The organism is Sphingobacterium sp. MAE (assembly GCF_056711605.1).
Window position 1 is genome coordinate 4288773 of sequence record NZ_CM160044.1, and the last position, 19201, is coordinate 4307973.

Here is a 19201-nt window from a genome sequence, read left to right on the forward strand (position 1 = left end):
AGGTTATGAAGTATAAAAATAGAATTGTAATTGATCGTGTTGCACAATACACCTTCAAGCTGACAGGATATTTGGTATTGGCACTTCTGGGTGGAATCTTTGGGATGTTATTATATAACGCCATCTCCTTCTTTTTAGAGGTTAAACCCTTTGATTTTCTAACTGGCCGTGAATGGAATCCCACAGCTGCTACTCCGACCTACGGTATCTTACCCCTGATCGTCAGTACGACAATCGTTGCATTTGGTGCTATGGTAATTGCTATTCCTCTGGGTATTGGAACAGCAGCTTACATCTCAGAATATGCAAGTCCAAAGGTTAAAAACATATTAAAACCTTTAATCGAGATGTTGGCTGCCATACCATCTGTTGTCATCGGTTTTTTAGGCATTGTATTGGTGGGACCAAAAATCGCGGAACTTACGGATCTACCTAATGGGTTAAATGCTTTAAACGGTTCTTTATTACTTGCGATCATGGCATTGCCAACTATTATTACCATATCTGAAGATGCCATACATGCCATCCCCAAAACCTATCGTGAAGGGAGTTATGCTTTGGGTGCCAGTAAATGGGAAACGTTAATTAAAATCACGATTCCAGCTGCTGCTCCAGGTATAATTGCTGCAGTTATGTTGGGGCTGGGACGTGCGATCGGCGAAACGATGACCGTATTAATGGCAACGGGAAACGCGGCACTTTTTCCGCAAGACTTTTTTGACTCGGTCAAGACCATCACAGCAACTATTGCCATTGAAATGGGCGAAGTACCTTATCAGACGACACATTACTTTGCTTTATTTGCTATTGCGATCGTCTTATTCTTTATGACTTTAATTGCCAATTTGGTTGGTGAATATTTTATTAATCGTTTTAGAAAATATCATGCGGCTTAATTTTAAAAAAATAACTCCTGTTATTGAATGGGGATCACTACTGCTCTCAACGGGATTGGTATGCTTTTTCTTAATTGTCATCCTATACGAAATTTTCTCAAAGGGATGGTCTTCCTTGTCCTGGTCTTTCATCAGCGAATTACCTACAGACGGCATGACAAAGGGGGGCGTGCTCTCTCCGATTATCGGAACTGTTATTTTAACGTTAATCACAGCTCTATTTTCTATTCCATTTGGCGTTTGCTGCGCAATCTATTTAAATGAATATGCTAAGAATACTTGGTTGACGCGCACCATTAGAGCTTCAATCCGTAACCTATCGGGTGTTCCCTCTATTATTTATGGTTTATTTGGATTAGCATTATTTGTACAGGGCTTACACTTCGGAACATCGCTCCTATCTGCAGGATTGACGCTGGGTCTTCTATCATTACCCTATATCATCACGACAACAGAAGAAGCATTACTCCGTATTCCGGCCAGTATGCGCGAGGCTGCTCTCGCTGTAGGAGCGACAAAATTTGAATCCATTAAAGATGTTGTTTTACCTGCATCATTACCTGGTATATTGACTGGTGTTGTCTTGACATTATCTCGAGCTGCTGGAGAAACTGCTCCAATTTTATTTACAGGTGTTGCATTTTATATCACAGATGTTTCTGTCAATACCAGTCAAGAGTTTATGGCTTTACCATACCATCTTTACATGCTATCGACGCAACATCAATCTATTGAAGAAGTTCGTCCATTAGCGTATGGAACTGCACTCGTACTGATCATGGTGGTTTTCTTAATGAATTTAACCGCTTTCTACATTCGTTATAAATACAGAAAAAATGACCAATAATTTATATACCAAAGACCTGAATATCTGGTTTGGTTCTAAACATGTTTTAAAGGGAATTGATATTGAATTTCCTGAAAAAAAAGTCACTGCTTTAATTGGCCCTTCTGGATGCGGCAAAAGTACTTTGCTGCGATCGTTTAATCGTATGCACGACCTGGTGCCAGATGCCAGAATTGAAGGAATGGTAAGTATTGACGGTCAGAATATCTACCAAAAAGGGATATCTGTGACGGATATCCGCAAAAGAATCGGTATGGTTTTCCAAAAGGCAAATCCATTCCCAAAAAGTATACAGGAAAATATCGCCTACGGATTAAAGTTGAATAATTTGGATGCAAGCCCTGCTGTGATTCAAAAGGCTTTGGAGGAGGTATATCTTTGGGATGAAGTGAAAGATGATCTTAAGAAACCAGCAACCCGATTATCCGGCGGACAACAACAACGTTTATGTATCGCCCGTGCAGTTGCACTTCGACCTGATGTTATTTTAATGGATGAACCCTGCTCGGCTTTAGATCCGATTAGTACGTTGAAAATTGAAGAACTGATCCATCAGTTAAAGGATCAATATACCATTGTCATCGTTACTCATAATATGCAACAGGCACAGCGTGTCGCTGATAAAACGATCTTTATGTACCTGGGTGAAGTCAAAGAAGAGGGTGCTACGATCGATATCTTTAACAATCCGCAGCACGAGATCACGAAAAACTACATTAAAGGTCACTTTGGATAAGGAGTCAGCTAATCGTTGTTATTTTACCAGTTAAAGCATAGCATGTCTATTGTATTTGAAAAGGTTTCCTTACTTTTGCAGGCTAAGTATTAAACAATGAATTATCTTATCGTAGGATTAGGCAATATCGGAAGAGAATATGCCGACACGCGTCATAATATTGGTTTCATGGTTGCTGATCAACTGGTGAAAGAGGCCAATGCTTCTTTTTCAACGTTAAAACTGGCTGCCTACTCCGAGTTCAAGCAGCGTGGACATAACGTGTATGTGATCAAACCCACGACTTATATGAATTTAAGTGGTAAGGCCATGAATTATTACATGCAACTGCTAAAGGTACCTATCGAAAACACATTAGTGATTGTCGACGATCTGGCTATTCCATTTGGTTCATTACGGATTAAACCTAAAGGTTCAGCTGCGGGGCATAATGGATTAAAATCGATTGAAGCTTTGTGCGGAGGACAAGCTTATCCACGTCTTCGTTTTGGAATTGGTGATAATTATCCAAAAGGCAGGCAAATTGATTATGTCTTAGGTCCATTTGATCCTGAGGAACAGAAAGAACTTCCACGCCTGATCGACCACGCAGTAAAAATGATCCATAGTTTTGTCCATATCGGGATTGAGCTGACGATGACAAATTTAAATACAAAATAAAGAAGGAAGCCGTTAAACAGATTAACGGCTTCCTTCTTTATGAGGCCGCCATCCCAAAAAAGCGCAAACGTTTGATATCGAAAAGCGTCATTTTAAGTTAAAATGATTTTCTACCTTTAAAGGAACTAATATCAATCAAAAACCGAATAAAGCATGTTTTATATCAAAAAAACAAAGCAAAAATGTCTTTCCATTATAGCCATTTTATTGCTTTCGTATCAACTAGAAGCACAGGAATCACGCTTTGCGATCATACCCAAACCTAGCGAGATGATTGCACAAAATGGCGAGTTTTCTTTAAATCCCCAGACGCTGATCTACATAAATAAGGAAAATCGTTCTGAAATACAGGAATTTGTAAAATTAATTAAAACCGCAACAGGACTTGATCTTAAAATCGAACAAGAAAATGCCCGTAAAAAAGGAATTCACTTTGTTCTTGATCAGCAATTAAAAAACGTACCGCAAGAAGGGTACACATTGGATATTAAATCGGATAACATCATTGTTAAAGCTAGCTCTGCGACTGGTCTGTACTATGCGACACAAACGTTGAGGCAACTGTTACCTAGTACAATTGAAAAGCAAACTATCGTCCAGAATAGCAGATGGACTGTTCCAAATGCATCGATAACAGACGCTCCGAGATACCATTGGCGCGGATATATGCAGGATGCAAGCCGTACATTTTATAGTGTAGATGTGATCAAAAAATACTTGGATGTCATGGCGCTCTATAAAATGAATACTTTCCACTGGCACTTGACTGACGATCAAGGCTGGCGCATTGAAATCAAAAAGTATCCCAAATTAACATCCGAGAAAGCGACTGTTTTCCACCACACCACCCATCAACCTGCCGAACGCAGCGGATTCTACACGCAGGAACAAATTAAAGAGGTAGTTGCTTATGCCAAAGCACGCCACATCACGATTGTCCCTGAAATTGATGTACCCGGACACTCTTGGCCTACTATTTTGGTATATCCGGAATTGGGAGTTAATCAGAACAGTTACCCTAATCATGTGTTTCCATTTGTTTCTTCATGGGGATATTGGGGCAATCAATTTACTCCCAACACATTAGATCCCACTAAAGAAATTGTTTACCAATTTCTTGACGATGTGTTTACTGAGGTTGTAGGACTATTTCCTGGACAATATATTCACTTTGGTGGTGATGAAGTTCGCCACGATCTGTGGGAAAAGGAACCTCATGTCACGGATTTCATGAAAAAAAATAATCTTAAAACAGTTACCGAATTACAGAGTTATTTTGTCAAGCGTGTATCTCATATCATCAGCAGCAAAGGCCGAAAACCAATGGGATGGAATGATATTCTGGTGGATGCTAAAAATCTACCGAAAGAAACTGCTATCATGAGTTGGTTAGGTGCGGATGCTATTAAGCAAGCTGTGAAAAATGGATTTGAAAGCGTGGCAACTCCTACTGCACCTATGTATTTTGATATCACACAAGCTGACCGGGATGATGGGACGATGAGCGATCTAGCTTATGGCAATATCAATACCATAGCACGTGTTTATCAATATGACCCCAGTCAGGGTCTCAGTCCAGAAGAGGAAAAGCTGATTTTAGGTGTTCAAGCAAATCAATGGACAGCTCTTCCACAAGAGGTGAAGGATATGAATGTACAAAATTTCCCTCGGTTACTTGCTGTTGCTGAAACAGGATGGACAGCTCAAAGTAAAAAAGACTTTAGTGATTTTTCTCTTCGTTTGGATCAACATTATGATCGATTGGATGAATTGAAAGTTGATTATTATAAAAGCGGGGGATATACTGTAGCAAAATGGAGTCCCGCTACAGTTACTGAGCAGTTTAAAGAAATGACAATTGATGTTACTAAAAAGGTGTATACTACAGGCCGCGTGCAAGCTGGTTTCTTTTTTACAGGTGGAAAAAACTTTTTAGAGATCGATGGTGTCGAACTATTGGAGAATGGAAAAGTCATCGCCGTAGATGATCACCATGCATTAGCTGATAAATTTAGAGGTACCAATAAAATCAAGCCTTTTTTCTACAATTTTGAAGTTAAACAATACCATCCAAATGCAACATATACAATTAGGGCTCTAGTCAGAAGTGTTGGCGGTACGGATTCAAATGGAAATTTTACATTCAATCTGAGTCCCTATCAACCCTTTACCGTATCTGAACCAAGATAAAAGTCTGAAAAAAACTAAAAAAGCTCTAAAATTAAAAATTTTAGAGCTTTTTTAGTTTTTTTTATCTTATGATGAAGGCCATTCTATTTTTTAATACCAATAATAGTGATCTCATCCATTTGAGATTCAGGTATAGTTTTTACCGAATCGTGGTTATTTTTCACTTTAATGCTGACTCCCTTAATTGTTTTTCCGTTATCACTTTTTAATGTAGTCGAATTTCCGGAGGTTTCCTTTTTTGTTGTTACGATGATGACGCCATTTTCTGCTTTGGCTCCATAAAGCGCAGTTGCAGAAGCATCTTTTAAAACTTCTATACTTTCGATATGATCAGGTTGAATTGAACTTATTTCACCCTCATAGATTTTTCCATCAACTAGATATAAGGGGTCATTAGCCAATCTATCTCTTTTATGAATAGTAATCCTTGGTGAAGTGGTGCTCACGAAAGTTGCAGAAGTTCTTTGCTTAATTTCAATTCCGTCATTTTTATTCTTCAAACTACTAGTAGATTCTGAGACTGTTGGTGCTGAAGATTTATCCACAGAAGAGTTGGTCTCCAATTCAATCACACCATCCTTTCCTCTTTCCCCATATTTAGATGTCGCACCACTCCCTTGGAGTACAGTCATTTGCTTAATCTCATAGGGATCTAAACCATTAAGATCATCAAGCTGAGTTTCCTTTCCATCTACAAAAAACAACATTCCCTTCGGTAAGGTTTTATTACCGAATAGCCGTATGGTTTTGGCACCAGTTCCTTCAGTTGTTTTAAAAGAAGCATCTACTATTGCACTTCCTCTGATAACAGTATCGGTGTTTACCTTAAAACCGATTACTTTTCCTTTTAATGTATCTGGCTTGGTATCGATTTCTTTCTCTATCGTATCAACAGGTTTTTGAACCTCTGATACGACAGGTGCTAAAGTCATTTCCTTAGCCGCATCTACCGCTTCTGTAATCTTCGCTTCAGCTTTATTTAAAGTAAATGCTGCAGCAGTTAATACAAATACAGGAAGCATAAAAGCATATTTGCTCATTTGTATTTTTGCTGATCGTTTTTTATTCATCATCATAATCCTTCTTTTTAAGGCTTTAAAACTAAATTGATTCCCTAATGTAGCAGCACCCCCACTACTGTTGACACGCAACAGGCTGTATTGATATGCTTGTTTATCGACTCCATGGTTAAGTACTTGTTGGTCTGTCAAAAATTCTAAATTTTCACGTATCCCTCTCCGCATCAACCAGACTAAAGGATTGAACCAGCTACTGATTAAAGTAAATTCGCTGATCAAAATATCAATAGAGTGCAGACCTTTAACATGGATATCTTCGTGTTTAAAAATATCCAATAATTCAGGTTCGTCATGATGGTCTCGATTGACATAGATTTTATTCAGAAATGAAAAAGGAACAATAGGTATAAAAACATTTCTAAAAAGATAAGATTGCCATTGTGCAGGTTCCGAATAGATATGAATGCGCAACAAACTGATCATCTGGATCAAAAACCGTATAAATAAAACAGCAATACCTATACCCAATATGATAATCAATATGTTATTTAAAGTGAAAAATGATTGCTCAACATCTTGATCCAAAAACATAGACCAATCCATCGCGATCTCCCCAACGGATGGAATGGGTTTACTAAACCAAGATTGTATGTCAAGAAACGGATATACAAATGAAAAGACAATACCTGTCAACAAGTACACCCGATTGAGCATATAAAATGTTAGGTTTTTTAATAAAAATGCATAACCTAAGTAGACAACAGTAAGTAATACATTAATTTGAATAGCATAATTTAGGATATTTTCCATACTTATTCGCTTTTGTTATCTTTAATCATCTGCATGATTTCTTCCAATTCAGATGCAGAAAGTTTTTCTTCTTTCACAAAGAATGACACCATCTCTTTGTATGAATTCTTGAAATAATCTCCAACAAAGGAGTGCATAAATTTTTCCTTGTAATCCTCTTCAGATATAAGGGGCTCATATCGATTGGCATTTGCATATTTAACAGATTTGACGAATCCCTTTTTTTCTAAATTTTTAACTGTAGAAGCCAATGTGGTGTAAGGCATTTTCTCTCCTTTAATATGATCTAAAATCTCCTTCACGAAACATGCCTTAAGATTCCAAATTGCTTGCATCGCTTGTTCTTCTTGTGCTGTTAACTTTTCCATATCTGATTATTAAACTACTAATTATACACAAGTCTACGAATAAATCGTAACAAACAAAAGAAATATTTTATTTTTTTCTTTCGATAGTCACATACAGCCACTTGTCCCCTATAAAAGTAAAACAAAAAATGCTTGCAAGTTTTCAGCTTACAGGGCTGTCCTATACCCTATTTGTGCCAGCAAGATTTAGGCGTACTGCAGTGTAATCATCCGACAACAAAAGAAGGATATGACATAAACTTTTGCCAGATTTAATGTGCATAAAAGATACATTTGTGAATAATAAACCCTTTATAAAGCTCTTCGCTATTGTGACAATGTTGTTAATCCATGAAATCGCATCTATTTTTTTATAGATTTGGAGCAATACATGACATCACAATAAGGCTATATGGATTTCGATTTTAGACTAAAAGTATTTTATGTTGCAGCTCATACACTCAACTTCACCAAAGCGGCATCGGAACTGTTCATTTCTCAGCCTGCAGTGAGTAAAAATATTCAAGAAATTGAAAATTCAATAGGTACTGCCCTATTTGAAAGGTTAGGAAATCGGCTAGCACTTACCCCTGCTGGAAAAATCCTCTATCATCATGCACAAATTATTTTGGAGCAATATAATCTGGCTACATATCAAATCAACGAAATCATTGGAAAGGAAAATGGAAATCTTTTACTCGGCATAAGTACGACTATATCCCAGTATGTCATACCTAAAATGCTAGTAGCATTTAATCAGCATTTTCCACAAAATGAAATTAAGGTGATCCAAGCAAATTCAAAACGTGTTGAACAGTTGCTGATAAAAAATGAGATTCATCTAGGTATTACAGAAGGATTGCCCGATAATAGATCGTTAAAATTTATTCCTTATATCAAAGATGAAATTGTTTTGGTCACCAGATGCAATAATATGATATGCAATGAGGATAAATATGCGCTTAACGATATCTACAAACTAGCTCTCGTCTTTAGAGAGGCAGGTTCTGGTACCCGCGATATTATTGATCGGAAATTAAAAGAAGCAGGAGTTTCTATACAACACCTTCATACAGAAATTACGTTATCTTCTTCTGAAAGTATAAAGCGTTATCTCAAATATAGCCATGCTGCAGCATTTTTATCCATTCATGCTATCCAAGAAGAACTTAAAAATGGTGAACTCAAAATTATAGAATTTGATAATTTCAGTATAGAACGTTATTTCTATATCACACATCTTGTCGGCGGCTTAACCGGTCTACCTATTAAATTTATGAACTTTATACAGCAGCATAAAGGTAAAATCTACTCATAACCATATGTTATGAGTAATAATAATTTTGAATTATAGTGTTGCTTTCGATTCAGCTACTTTTGTTTTAAACCCAAGTATGAATGGAAGAGGAAATAAAAAAAATTAGGAGAAGTAGTAGTACCATTATGGTGATCACGAGTATATTAGTATGCTTTATCATTTTATTTGCTTACATGACAAATGCTCTGCCTGATAAGTCTTCTCCCAAAGAGCATAAAAGTGAAGAAATGATCACACATGTGGATCAATTAAAACGAAGTCCCTATGAGCAAACTGACGAAGATAAGATGGCAAGTTATGGGGAAAAATTGATTCGGGAGACTTACAATTATTTTTATCAGAACAATGGAACAAAAATCGGTAATCATTTAGCTTGTACCAATTGTCATCTCAATGGTGGCACAAAATCATTTGCTGCACCTTACGTTGGTCTAACGGGTGTTTTCCCTATTTACATCGGAAGAGAAGATAAAATAGAATCGTTAGAAGAACGTATCAATGGTTGTTTTGAACGCAGTATGAATGGTCATGCTATTGATGTCAACAGTACTGAAATGAGATCCATAATTACTTATATCAAATATATCAGCAAAAATGTACCTATTGGAAAAAGAATTGCTGGTCAGGGATTTGTGAAAGTCACCATTCCAGAACGGGCCGCCAATCAAAAAAATGGTGCTGCCGTATTTCAACAACAGTGTCAAAGTTGTCATGGTGCAAATGGGGAAGGTCAAAAACTTACAGATAGTAGGGGTTATCAATATCCACCATTATGGGGTGATGATTCCTACAACGATGGTGCAGGAATGGCACGCGTGTTGACGGCAATGAAATTTATTAAAGGGAATATGCCTTTAGGTGCTACACATGACAATCCCATCTTAACAGATGAGGAGGCATATGATGTAGCAGCATATATCAATTCTTTTTCGAGACCTATCAAAGCAAATAAAGAAAAAGACTATCCCAATTTAGCTAAGAAACCAAAGGACTCTCCTTACCCACCCTACAACGATAAAATTAGTGCAATACAACATAAATTTGGACCTTTTAATTTTTAAAAAATGAATAAAACGATGATGATCATGATCATTTCTCTACTAAGTGTAGGGAAATTATCCGCTCAGACCCAAGAGGAATTGACTAAAAATGCTTCATTTCAGGGAGCTATTGCCGAAAAGAAAGCTTATCATACGATCTATCAATTGGATAGTAACGATCCTAAAACGATTGAAAAAGCGATTCGAAATATCAATAATGTATTAGATGATCCAAGATTAAAGGGACAATTAACAGTAGAGCTCATTACTTTTTCTGGAGGAACGGAGGCTTTTCTAAAAAGCACGTCTAAATATGAGGAACAATTCAAAAAGCTAATTGCCCGAGGTGTTATTGTAGCACAATGTACCAATTCGCTAAAGGAAAGAAACCTCACGAAAGAACAGCTTTTTGACTTTATCGGTTATGTACCGAGTGGCAACGGTGAATTGATCATCAGAGCTCATCAAGGATGGAATATTGTTAAACCATAATTAAGGACAACACATGAAAATATTCTTTCAAACACTTCTTGCTTTTCTGCTAGGAACAGCATTTACATATGCCCAAGATTACCAATTTCATCCCCCATGGAATACACCACCTGAATCTGCAGTAAATTTTACGATTCCAGGTATTGATAATATTCCTGATCTATACGGTGAGATCGAAAACCCACAATTGGTTATTTTCTTTGCAGGAAATCAGTTTATGGTTATTGACGATCTCATCAAAACGTTTAAAAAGGAATACCCACAGTATGAACGTATTTTTGTAGAAACACTTCCTCCTGGAATTTTAGCTAAACAAATACAGGGTGGATCTTTGACGATTGGTAATCTGAAGATCACCCATACACCTGATATCTATACGGCTGGTCAAAGAAGGATCACCGAAATGGCAGACTACTTCGATCACACAATTGCATATGCGACGAATAAACTGACCCTTATGGTTCCTAAAGGAAATCCAAAAAACATCAAGTCTTTAACAGATCTGAAACGCAAAGATGTTCGCATCAGTATGCCAAATCCAGCATGGGAAGGGGTTGGAGAACAAATAAAAACGGCTTATCGGAAAGCAGGCGGAGAAGAACTCATTCATGCTGTTATGGAAGAAAAAGTAGCCGATAAATCAACTTACCTCACTAAAATTCATCATCGGGAAAGTCCTTTGAGAATACTAGAGGGACAAGCTGATGTGGCTCCGGTATGGTATTCTGAAGCCTACTTTCAAAAGATAAAAAATCATCCAATTGAAAGTATTGCTATTCCAGATCATGAAAATATATCGGCAAAATACATGGCTGGTAAATTAAAAAAATCAAAAAATAAGCAGGCCGCAACTGATTTTATGACTTATCTACAGTCATCATCGGCTAAAAATATCTATAAAAAATATGGTTTTCAAGTTGATTAAAAACTAAGCTTTTTTAAAATCAATTTTACTGTAAAAGAATAACATATGGATCCTTACTATGGAGCGGAAAACGATCAATCTCCGATCGTGTAGATCTCTTATATTATACTTAAAAAATTATATTTTTAACTTTTTTATCCATCTAAAACTTTTGGATAACCAAATGGCAGTTATGAGTAAAAACTGCCATTTGTAATTAAAATTAAAGTCAAAAACAAGCGGATTATGGCATTATTATTACGAAAATCTAGTATATTAGCTATCAATTTTATTACATTTGCATAAACACATGATAACATAAGAAGCTTATGTCTGAAACAGCATCTATTATTTTAAATGGTTCGTCATACGAATTTCCAGTTGTTACTGGTACAGAAAACGAAAAAGCAGTTGACATCTCTAAATTGAGAGATCAATCTGGATATATTACTTTAGATCCAGGTTTTAAAAACACAGGAGCAGCAAAAAGTGCCATTACTTTCCTAGACGGTGAAACCGGTATTTTGAGATACCGCGGATATCCTATTGAACAATTAGCTGAAAAATCGACTTTCTTAGAAGTTGCTTATCTATTGATATACGGAGATCTTCCTACAAAAGCCGTTTTAGAACAATTCCGCACGGACATCAAATCACAAATGATGATCCATGAAGACATGAAGAACTTCTTTGCAGGTTTTCCTTCAAAATCTCATCCAATGGGACAATTATCATGTCTAGTTGGTGCTTTATCGGCATTCTATCCAGAATCTTTAGATCCTAACCCTACACCAGAAGAAGAAGATAAAACAATCATCAATTTATTGGCAAAAATGCCGACTATTGTTTCTTGGATTCAAAAGAAATCTTTAGGTCATCCTGTTGTCTATCCTAAAACTAATTTAGGCTATATCGACAATTTCTTAAATATGATTTTTGGAGAAGTCAATCAAGAAAAGACTTTTGATCCTGTTGTCATTGATGCCATGCATAAATTGTTGATTTTACATGCTGACCACGAACAAAACTGTTCGACTTCTACGGTACGTATCGTAGGTTCTTCAAATGCAAATTTATACGCATCGGTATCTGCCGGTATCAATGCGCTTTGGGGTCCATTACACGGTGGTGCTAATCAAGCTGTCATTGAAATGCTGGAAGCAATCAAAAATGATGGTGGTGATGCAGAAAAATATTTAGCAAAAGCAAAAGATAAAAATGATCCTTTCCGTTTAATGGGATTTGGTCACCGCGTTTACAAAAATTTCGATCCACGTGCTAAAATTATTAAAAAAGCATGTGATGATATTCTAGAAAAATTAGGAGTAAATGATCCTGTTTTAGATATCGCTAAAAAATTGGAAGAAGCTGCATTAAACGATCAATACTTTATTGACAGAAAATTATATCCAAACGTCGATTTCTATTCAGGAATTATTTATCGCGCACTAGGATTTAATTCGGAAATGTTTACCGTATTATTTGCATTAGGTCGTCTTCCGGGATGGATCGCACAATGGAAAGAAATGCGTGAAAACAAAGAGCCGATCGGTCGTCCAAGACAAGTTTACACTGGACAAACAGAACGTAATTATGTTGAAATTACACAACGTTAATCGTTAAAATATTTCTATAAAAAAGCATCTTTTAAGATGCTTTTTTTGTTTCTAAAAACAAATGTCTATTAAACCAGTATATAATTTGTTTTTCCTGCTCTTAATTCATACCTTTTACTTAAATTTGCCTACTAGAATTTCACTTATTCATAATCATTACAAATAAGACTTGTTAGATTTATTTATCCATATCCTTGTTCCTGTCGCTATATTCATGTTTATAGCGATCTTCACGTTGTTTGCAGTATATGCTGAACGTAAAATAGCTGGGTTTGTTCAAGACAGACTTGGTCCTATGGAAACTGGAAAATATGGTTCTCTCCAAACCATTGCTGATATCTTAAAACTGCTACAAAAGGAATTAATCACTCCACTCTTAGCTGATAAAATTTTATTCCGTCTGGCTCCGATCATTATTTTCGTGGCCGTTTTCACGGGGTTTTCTGTTATGCCCTGGTCACAAGATTTTATTCCCGTCAATACACATACGGGTTTATTCCTTATTATGGCCATTGTATCCATTGATGCAATCGGGATTTTAATGGCAGGCTGGGGTTCCAACAATAAATTTTCATTACTGGGTTCGATGCGTGCCATTGCACAGATGGTCTCCTATGAAATCCCTGTTGGCTTATCATTGATCGCTGCGGTCATGCTGACACAAACATTAAACTTAAATGATATTGCAACCAATCAAGGCGTACTGGCAACAGAAGAAATCAAATTTTTAGGTATCTGGTCGATCAAAAATGTTGGTGGAATATTCGCCTGGAATATCTTTCAGGCTCCACATATGATCGTCACCTATATCATCTTTTTTATCGCGACATTGGCAGAATGTAACCGTGCCCCATTTGATATACCCGAAGCAGAATCAGAATTAGTAGGTGGTTTTCATACCGAATATGGAGGGATACAATTTGCATTCTTATTTTTAGCTGAATATGCGATGATGTTTTTAGTGTCTATGTTGGGAGTGGTCATCTTCTTAGGGGCTTGGAACACTCCTTTACCTAATATTGGCGCATTGAAGCTTGCCGATTGGACAACAGGCTTTGCTTGGGGAATATTTTGGACATTTTCAAAATCGCTTTTTTTAGTTGGTGTGCAGATGTGGATCCGCTGGACATTGCCTCGTTTACGTGCAGACCAATTGATGAATTTATGCTGGAAAGTATTAACACCACTAGCATTTCTATGTATGGCAATCTCTGCAATCTGGAGAATTTTAGTAATTGTTTAATTTGGTTAAATTGATATGATATTCAAAACTGCTTTTCATGCATTAACGACTGCTTTCAAAGGATTATCTCTGACAGTAAAGCATCTATTTGGTGCTCGTAAGGCGCGTCAAGAACTGGATATTACAAAAGATAATTATTTTGACAAGCAGGACGGTATTGCGACAGTTCAATATCCCAAAGTCAAAATGCCCATCCCTGAAGTTGCACGCTATCAACTTGAGGTTGAAATTGACGATTGTATCGTCTGTGATTTATGTGCCAAAGCGTGTCCTGTCGACTGTATTGCAATTGAGGCCATCAAATCGCCAGAAGCGATAGGAAAAACTTCTGATGGCAGTGTCAAACGATTATATCCAGCAAAGTTTGATATTGACATGGCTAAATGCATGTACTGTGGATTGTGTACCGTGGTCTGTCCAACAGAATGTATTGTTATGACCAATCAATATGATCGTAGTTCAACCAAACTGACCGATTTAATTTATGGATTTTCGGACATGACAGATGATCAGGTAGCGCAAAGAAAATCGGAATGGACTAAATTTCAAGCTGAAAAGGAGGCGGCAAAAGCAAAATAATGAATATAGAACTTTTTTTATTTTACGCTTTCGCAACCCTAGCTATCGGTTCAGCTATATTGGTGGTGAGTTTAAAAAATATAGCACGGGCCCTATTTTTATTTTTTGTAGTATTATTCGCTATGGCGGGCCTCTATTTATTTGCATTAGCCGATTTTGTCGCGATCACACAGATCATGGTCTATGTCGGTGGTGTACTTATTTTGTTATTATTCGCCTTTATGCTTTCGAATAAAGAATTGCTCAACGATCTACAACAGACTACGGGATCTTTGTTTTCGCTCCCTACATGGAAAGTACTTCCTTTGATCTTGGCATTTTTAGGAATGATGATTTTCGGTATTATAGAATGGCAACAGACCCCTGCGGTGTGGATGACTACAGCTATCGAAAATAATACCGTTATCAAAAGCACAGATAATAATATCCATCAACTGGGTATTAAATTTATGACTCAATATGTGTTGCCTTTTGAAGTGATATCCATCTTTTTGATGATGGCTTTAATAGGTGCATCGCATTTATCACGAAAGGATTTACAGAAATGATCACCTTAACACACTTTTTAGTTGTTTCAGCTTGTATCTTTTGTATCGGCCTATATGCTGTATTAGCAAAAAAGAATGCGATTATGATTTTGGTGGGTATTGAATTGATGATCAATGCTGCTATTCTCAATTTTGTTGCTTTTGGTAAGTATGACAAGATCAATTATAGTGGGCAGATATTTGCCTTATTTGCAATTGTATTAGCTGCAGCTGCGGTTGCAGTTGGGTTAGCTATTATTCTCAACGTATACCGCTACTACAAAACCGTTAATCCGGATCAAATTCGGGAATTAAAAGATTAGCATTGGACTTTTTATTAAACATATCGCCTATTTGTACTGCACTTTTAACTGTGGTCATCCCTTTATTGGCTTTTCTATATCAAGCTATTGTTGGTAAAAAAGACCAATCAGGTCTCGTTGGGACGTTAGCGATTATATGCAGTTTTGTCTTGAGCTTACTGACATTTCTTGATGTATGGAATGCCATGCCTCTATCCTCTGAAATCACCTGGTTTAAAATAGGCAACACGACATTTACGGTTGGTATATTGCTGAATAACCTCAGTTCGCTGATGCTGCTTCTGGTTTCTACCATAGCAGTTCCTGTTCATATTTATTCGAAATCCTACATGCACGGCGATGCTGGAATACACCGTTATTGGATGTATCTCAGTTTATTCTGTTTCGCAATGCTCGGACTTGTCATCATGAACAACTTACTGCTCATGTACGTATTTTGGGAACTTGTTGGCTTTGCATCCTATTTATTGATTGGATTCTGGTATACCAAGGATGCTGCTGTACAAGCCAATAAAAAAGCTTTTTTAGTCAACAGAATCGGTGATTTGGGATTTTTAATTGGTATAGCCATTGTCTACTCGCAATTTGGCACTTTAAATCTCGTCACATTATTTGGAAACGATGGTTTGATTGCGAACACAACTATTGAAAATGGACTCTGGATATCACCATACAACAGTATGGATGCGATCTGGTTAACGGTAACTGGAATTTCGTTTTTCTTAGGGGCCATGGCAAAATCAGCGCAGTTTCCACTACATGTCTGGTTACCTGATGCCATGGAAGGCCCTACCTCCGTTTCTTCATTAATACATGCTGCGACCATGGTTGCCGCGGGAGTATTTTTAATGAGTACCTTATTTCCGCTTTTTAATGATACTGTACTTTTGATCATGGTCATCATTGGTACGATAACGGCTACTACTGCAGCGTACTTTGCGTTAGCGCAGTATGATATCAAAAAGATGTTAGCCTTTTCTACGATTTCACAACTGGGCTATATGATGGTGGGTATCGGTATCGGTACTTGGGATGCAGCGATGTTTCACTTATTGACTCATGCCTTTTTCAAGTGTTTACTGTTTCTATGTGCTGGAGCTGTCATCCATGAGATGGCACATCTTAAAGTACATCATAAACTTGATTTTGACCCTCAAGATCTGCGTAACATGGGGGGACTACGTCAATATATGCCTCAAACATTTATTTTAATGACCGTTGCTTCATTAGCACTCGCAGGATTTCCCCTGACTTCAGGCTATCTATCTAAGGACAGTATTATTATTTCTGCATTTGAATGGGCAGCAGCAAAAGGTCCCATCTTTCAGATCGTGCCGACAATTTTGATTATCGTCAGCATCATGACTGCATTTTATATTGGACGTCTCATTTTTAAAGCCTTCTTTTCGGAGTTACGCATTAAAAATTTATTGGGGTCATCAGTTCATTTGAATGACTCTCCTAAATTGATGCTCTGGCCCATGTACTTCTTAGGAATTTGCTGTTTCTTTCCCCTATTTTCCATAAACCCCATTTCCTACCATGATGCATGGGTCATGGATGGATTGCTTGTACAGTATCCCTATGAAACTAATCATACCGCACATCTTATTATTCCAATAATCTTAACTGCTGGTGCACTATCGGTATGGGTATTGGGATGGAGATGGTATGCTCAAGGACAATATCCACTGCATGCCAATAGCCTTGCCAATCGAATATCTTTCAATCAGGGTTATCTCAATCTTTTTAATGAGAAAGTTATAGTCAACGGTGTGTTGAATTTAAGTAAATTTTCTTATTGGATAGATCGCCATATTGTTGATGGTTTCATCCATATATTTACAAAATTAATCCAGCAAATAGCCCTTTTGAGTCATTGGTTGGATAAAAACATTGTTGATGGCCTTGTTAATGCTTTTGGGAAAATTGCACTTACATTAGGAAATTTTGCACGGTCAGCACAGAATGGAAAACTACAGACCTATTTATATTCTGTTTTTTTACTTGTTATAGTTGGTTTAGTTTATCTTTTATTACGTTAGAAAATGCCTACACTATCCTTATTAATCTTTTTACCTCTTCTAGCCACAGCGATCATACTTGCGCTTCCTAGTCGATTCAAAGATGTTTATAAATACATTGCCCTTGCTATAACTGCTGTACAGCTTGTTCTGGCGGGAATGGCTTATTTCTCCTTTAACCCCACTTCCACCGGTATCAATACATTAGCAGGGTATCAATTGGTCGAACAGCTACCTTGGATCCGACTGGATTTGGGCACTATTGGAAAATTAGAAATTGATTACTTATTGGGTGTAGATGGTATATCGATGCCCTTATTGGTATTAAGTACATTTGTGATGTTAATGGCTATCGGTGCTTCTTGGAATATGAAGAAAAGCCTGAAGGGGTACTTTGCCTTATTGATGTTATTGAATATGGCGGTGATCGGTATCTTTTGTGCTTTGGATTTCTTCTTATTTTACCTCTTTTATGAAGTGATGCTACTGCCCCTGTATTTCTTGATTGGTATATGGGGTGGAGAACGACGAGAGTATGCTGCGATGAAATTCTTCATCTACACCTTATTTGGTTCTGTATTTATGCTGTTGGTTATTGTTGGTCTTTATTTTTCTGTCATTAATCCAGTAACAGGTGCTCATACCTTTAGTATGATCCATATGATGAATCCAGATAACTATGTGGATGGTTCTATATTTGCGCTTGATGGTTATCAAGAAATATTTGGTATATCTGCCCGCTTAATTGGTTTTATCGTACTTTTCTTTGCTTTTGCCATTAAAGTCCCCATTGTTCCGCTACATACTTGGTTGCCTGATGCCCACGTGGAAGCTCCAACACCAGTATCGATCATATTAGCCGGTATATTATTAAAAATTGGTGGATACGGTATCATACGCGTTTGCTTTAGCATCTTCCCTGATGCTGCAGCACAAAGTAACTGGTGGCTAGGTCTCATTGGTGTCATTTCTATTTTATATGGGGCTTTTAACGCTTTGGCTCAAAAAGATTTAAAACGTCTGATTGCCTATTCTTCCGTATCACATATGGGCTTTGTGTTGCTTGGCTTAGCATCATTTACTACAGAAGGTATCTCTGGAGCAATGTTCCAAATGATTAGCCATGGCTTTCTATCTGCTGCTTTATTCTTTTTAGTCGGTGTGATTTATGATCGTGTGCATGATCGATACATTCCACATTTTAGAGGTTTAGCTACCATTATGCCCAAGTACACAGCCTATGTTGCGATCGCATTTTTTGCTTCACTAGGTCTACCTGGATTCTCGGCATTTATAGCAGAGGCATTTGTTATTATTGGTACATTTAATTCTGCAAGTCTCGGTACTGGTCTTCCGAGATGGATGGCTATAGCGGGTTCTGTTGGTATACTGATGAGTGCTGCCTATCTATTATGGACTCTGCAACGTATGTTTTTTGGACAAACAAGGTTGAAAGGCGGCGACTCTTGGAATACGGCTCTGGTGGACTTAACTGGACGAGAGCAACTCATCCTGTTCCCTACATTAGCACTTGCGTTGATTTTGGGGATATGCCCATTTATTGTATTTGATCAAATGAACGCCTCGGTTATCAATTTGGTTGCATTTATTCAACAGTATAACTAAGAAC

The 19201-nt window shown here is 37.2% G+C and carries 18 protein-coding genes; 16 read left to right on the forward strand and 2 right to left on the reverse strand.

From position 1 onward, the window contains the following. The first annotated feature begins 5 nt into the window (after positions 1 to 5). The 5 genes from pstC (at position 6) to AC06G9_RS18460 (ending at position 5329) form a co-directional block, all read left to right on the forward strand. Positions 6 to 896, forward strand: coding sequence for a phosphate ABC transporter permease subunit PstC (gene pstC, locus AC06G9_RS18440; RefSeq protein ID WP_480956891.1), 891 nt, complete (start codon positions 6 to 8; stop codon positions 894 to 896). Further along, entirely contained in the window at positions 886 to 1743 is an 858-nt protein-coding gene (gene pstA, locus AC06G9_RS18445) for a phosphate ABC transporter permease PstA (RefSeq protein ID WP_293923581.1), read from the forward strand. Before pstC ends, pstA begins: the two co-directional genes overlap by 11 nt. Next, positions 1733 to 2479 (forward strand): phosphate ABC transporter ATP-binding protein PstB, encoded by a 747-nt coding sequence (gene pstB, locus AC06G9_RS18450; RefSeq protein ID WP_045753798.1) that lies wholly within the window; start codon positions 1733 to 1735, stop codon positions 2477 to 2479. The genes pstA and pstB overlap by 11 nt, the downstream gene beginning before the upstream one ends. 96 nt (positions 2480 to 2575) lie before the next feature. Beyond that, positions 2576 to 3139, forward strand: coding sequence for an aminoacyl-tRNA hydrolase (gene pth / locus AC06G9_RS18455; protein WP_045753797.1), 564 nt, complete (start codon positions 2576 to 2578; stop codon positions 3137 to 3139). Between the two features lie 153 nt (positions 3140 to 3292). Next, positions 3293 to 5329 (forward strand): beta-N-acetylhexosaminidase, encoded by a 2037-nt coding sequence (locus AC06G9_RS18460; RefSeq protein WP_480956892.1) that lies wholly within the window; start codon positions 3293 to 3295, stop codon positions 5327 to 5329. Positions 5330 to 5412: 83 nt separating this feature from the next. Here AC06G9_RS18460 and AC06G9_RS18465 read toward each other — a convergent pair whose 3' ends face one another. Continuing rightward, positions 5413 to 7158: a TonB-dependent receptor plug domain-containing protein gene (locus AC06G9_RS18465; protein ID WP_480956893.1), complete on the reverse strand. Its 1746-nt coding sequence runs from the start codon at positions 7156 to 7158 to the stop codon at positions 5413 to 5415. Between the two features lie 2 nt (positions 7159 to 7160). Further along, positions 7161 to 7526, reverse strand: coding sequence for a BlaI/MecI/CopY family transcriptional regulator (locus tag AC06G9_RS18470; protein ID WP_045753795.1), 366 nt, complete (start codon positions 7524 to 7526; stop codon positions 7161 to 7163). Between the two features lie 391 nt (positions 7527 to 7917). Here AC06G9_RS18470 and AC06G9_RS18475 point away from each other — a divergent pair, with 391 nt between their 5' ends. The 11 genes from AC06G9_RS18475 to AC06G9_RS18525 all read left to right on the forward strand — a co-directional run bounded on the left by AC06G9_RS18475 (position 7918) and on the right by AC06G9_RS18525 (position 19197). Then, a complete protein-coding gene (locus AC06G9_RS18475) occupies positions 7918 to 8823 on the forward strand; it encodes a LysR family transcriptional regulator (protein WP_045753794.1) in 906 nt (301 codons plus the stop codon). An 80-nt stretch (positions 8824 to 8903) separates the two neighbouring features. Next, positions 8904 to 9884, forward strand: coding sequence for a c-type cytochrome (locus AC06G9_RS18480; RefSeq protein WP_480956894.1), 981 nt, complete (start codon positions 8904 to 8906; stop codon positions 9882 to 9884). A 3-nt stretch (positions 9885 to 9887) separates the two neighbouring features. Next, positions 9888 to 10355 carry a DsrE family protein gene (locus tag AC06G9_RS18485; RefSeq protein ID WP_480956895.1) on the forward strand — a complete coding sequence of 156 codons (468 nt, stop codon included), beginning with the start codon at positions 9888 to 9890 and terminating at the stop codon, positions 10353 to 10355. A 13-nt stretch (positions 10356 to 10368) separates the two neighbouring features. Beyond that, positions 10369 to 11280 carry a molybdate ABC transporter substrate-binding protein gene (locus AC06G9_RS18490; RefSeq protein WP_480956896.1) on the forward strand — a complete coding sequence of 304 codons (912 nt, stop codon included), beginning with the start codon at positions 10369 to 10371 and terminating at the stop codon, positions 11278 to 11280. Between the two features lie 308 nt (positions 11281 to 11588). Further along, positions 11589 to 12875 (forward strand): citrate synthase, encoded by a 1287-nt coding sequence (locus AC06G9_RS18495; RefSeq protein ID WP_045753790.1) that lies wholly within the window; start codon positions 11589 to 11591, stop codon positions 12873 to 12875. A 169-nt stretch (positions 12876 to 13044) separates the two neighbouring features. Then, positions 13045 to 14118 (forward strand): complex I subunit 1/NuoH family protein, encoded by a 1074-nt coding sequence (locus AC06G9_RS18500; protein WP_084405323.1) that lies wholly within the window; start codon positions 13045 to 13047, stop codon positions 14116 to 14118. Between the two features lie 15 nt (positions 14119 to 14133). Continuing rightward, the gene (locus AC06G9_RS18505) at positions 14134 to 14697 is read left to right on the forward strand and encodes a NuoI/complex I 23 kDa subunit family protein (protein ID WP_045753788.1); all 564 of its coding nucleotides are present in this window, start codon (positions 14134 to 14136) and stop codon (positions 14695 to 14697) included. Then, complete coding sequence (locus AC06G9_RS18510; RefSeq protein ID WP_094773299.1) at positions 14697 to 15245, forward strand: NADH-quinone oxidoreductase subunit J family protein; 549 nt, start codon at positions 14697 to 14699, stop codon at positions 15243 to 15245. Before AC06G9_RS18505 ends, AC06G9_RS18510 begins: the two co-directional genes overlap by 1 nt. Beyond that, positions 15242 to 15547 (forward strand): NADH-quinone oxidoreductase subunit NuoK, encoded by a 306-nt coding sequence (gene nuoK / locus AC06G9_RS18515; protein ID WP_045753786.1) that lies wholly within the window; start codon positions 15242 to 15244, stop codon positions 15545 to 15547. The genes AC06G9_RS18510 and nuoK overlap by 4 nt, the downstream gene beginning before the upstream one ends. Positions 15548 to 15549: 2 nt before the next feature. Continuing rightward, positions 15550 to 17592 (forward strand): NADH-quinone oxidoreductase subunit 5 family protein, encoded by a 2043-nt coding sequence (locus AC06G9_RS18520; protein WP_480956897.1) that lies wholly within the window; start codon positions 15550 to 15552, stop codon positions 17590 to 17592. 3 nt (positions 17593 to 17595) lie between these two features. After that, positions 17596 to 19197 carry a complex I subunit 4 family protein gene (locus tag AC06G9_RS18525; RefSeq protein ID WP_045753784.1) on the forward strand — a complete coding sequence of 534 codons (1602 nt, stop codon included), beginning with the start codon at positions 17596 to 17598 and terminating at the stop codon, positions 19195 to 19197. The last annotated feature ends 4 nt before the right edge of the window (positions 19198 to 19201 follow it).

What these genes read in the sequence shown, in the direction of transcription:
- AC06G9_RS18465 (WP_480956893.1), bottom strand. Translation starts at nt 7,158, where the DNA reads ATGGAAAATATCCTAAATTATGCTATTCAAATTAATGTATTACTTACT.
- AC06G9_RS18525 (WP_045753784.1), top strand. Translation starts at nt 17,596, where the DNA reads ATGCCTACACTATCCTTATTAATCTTTTTACCTCTTCTAGCCACAGCG.
- AC06G9_RS18485 (WP_480956895.1), top strand. Translation starts at nt 9,888, where the DNA reads ATGAATAAAACGATGATGATCATGATCATTTCTCTACTAAGTGTAGGG.
- AC06G9_RS18475 (WP_045753794.1), top strand. Translation starts at nt 7,918, where the DNA reads ATGGATTTCGATTTTAGACTAAAAGTATTTTATGTTGCAGCTCATACA.
- AC06G9_RS18460 (WP_480956892.1), top strand. Translation starts at nt 3,293, where the DNA reads ATGTTTTATATCAAAAAAACAAAGCAAAAATGTCTTTCCATTATAGCC.
- AC06G9_RS18510 (WP_094773299.1), top strand. Translation starts at nt 14,697, where the DNA reads ATGAATATAGAACTTTTTTTATTTTACGCTTTCGCAACCCTAGCTATC.
- AC06G9_RS18480 (WP_480956894.1), top strand. Translation starts at nt 8,904, where the DNA reads ATGGAAGAGGAAATAAAAAAAATTAGGAGAAGTAGTAGTACCATTATG.
- AC06G9_RS18470 (WP_045753795.1), bottom strand. Translation starts at nt 7,526, where the DNA reads ATGGAAAAGTTAACAGCACAAGAAGAACAAGCGATGCAAGCAATTTGG.
- pstB (WP_045753798.1), top strand. Translation starts at nt 1,733, where the DNA reads ATGACCAATAATTTATATACCAAAGACCTGAATATCTGGTTTGGTTCT.
- nuoK (WP_045753786.1), top strand. Translation starts at nt 15,242, where the DNA reads ATGATCACCTTAACACACTTTTTAGTTGTTTCAGCTTGTATCTTTTGT.
- pth (WP_045753797.1), top strand. Translation starts at nt 2,576, where the DNA reads ATGAATTATCTTATCGTAGGATTAGGCAATATCGGAAGAGAATATGCC.
- AC06G9_RS18505 (WP_045753788.1), top strand. Translation starts at nt 14,134, where the DNA reads ATGATATTCAAAACTGCTTTTCATGCATTAACGACTGCTTTCAAAGGA.
- pstC (WP_480956891.1), top strand. Translation starts at nt 6, where the DNA reads ATGAAGTATAAAAATAGAATTGTAATTGATCGTGTTGCACAATACACC.
- pstA (WP_293923581.1), top strand. Translation starts at nt 886, where the DNA reads ATGCGGCTTAATTTTAAAAAAATAACTCCTGTTATTGAATGGGGATCA.
- AC06G9_RS18495 (WP_045753790.1), top strand. Translation starts at nt 11,589, where the DNA reads ATGTCTGAAACAGCATCTATTATTTTAAATGGTTCGTCATACGAATTT.
- AC06G9_RS18490 (WP_480956896.1), top strand. Translation starts at nt 10,369, where the DNA reads ATGAAAATATTCTTTCAAACACTTCTTGCTTTTCTGCTAGGAACAGCA.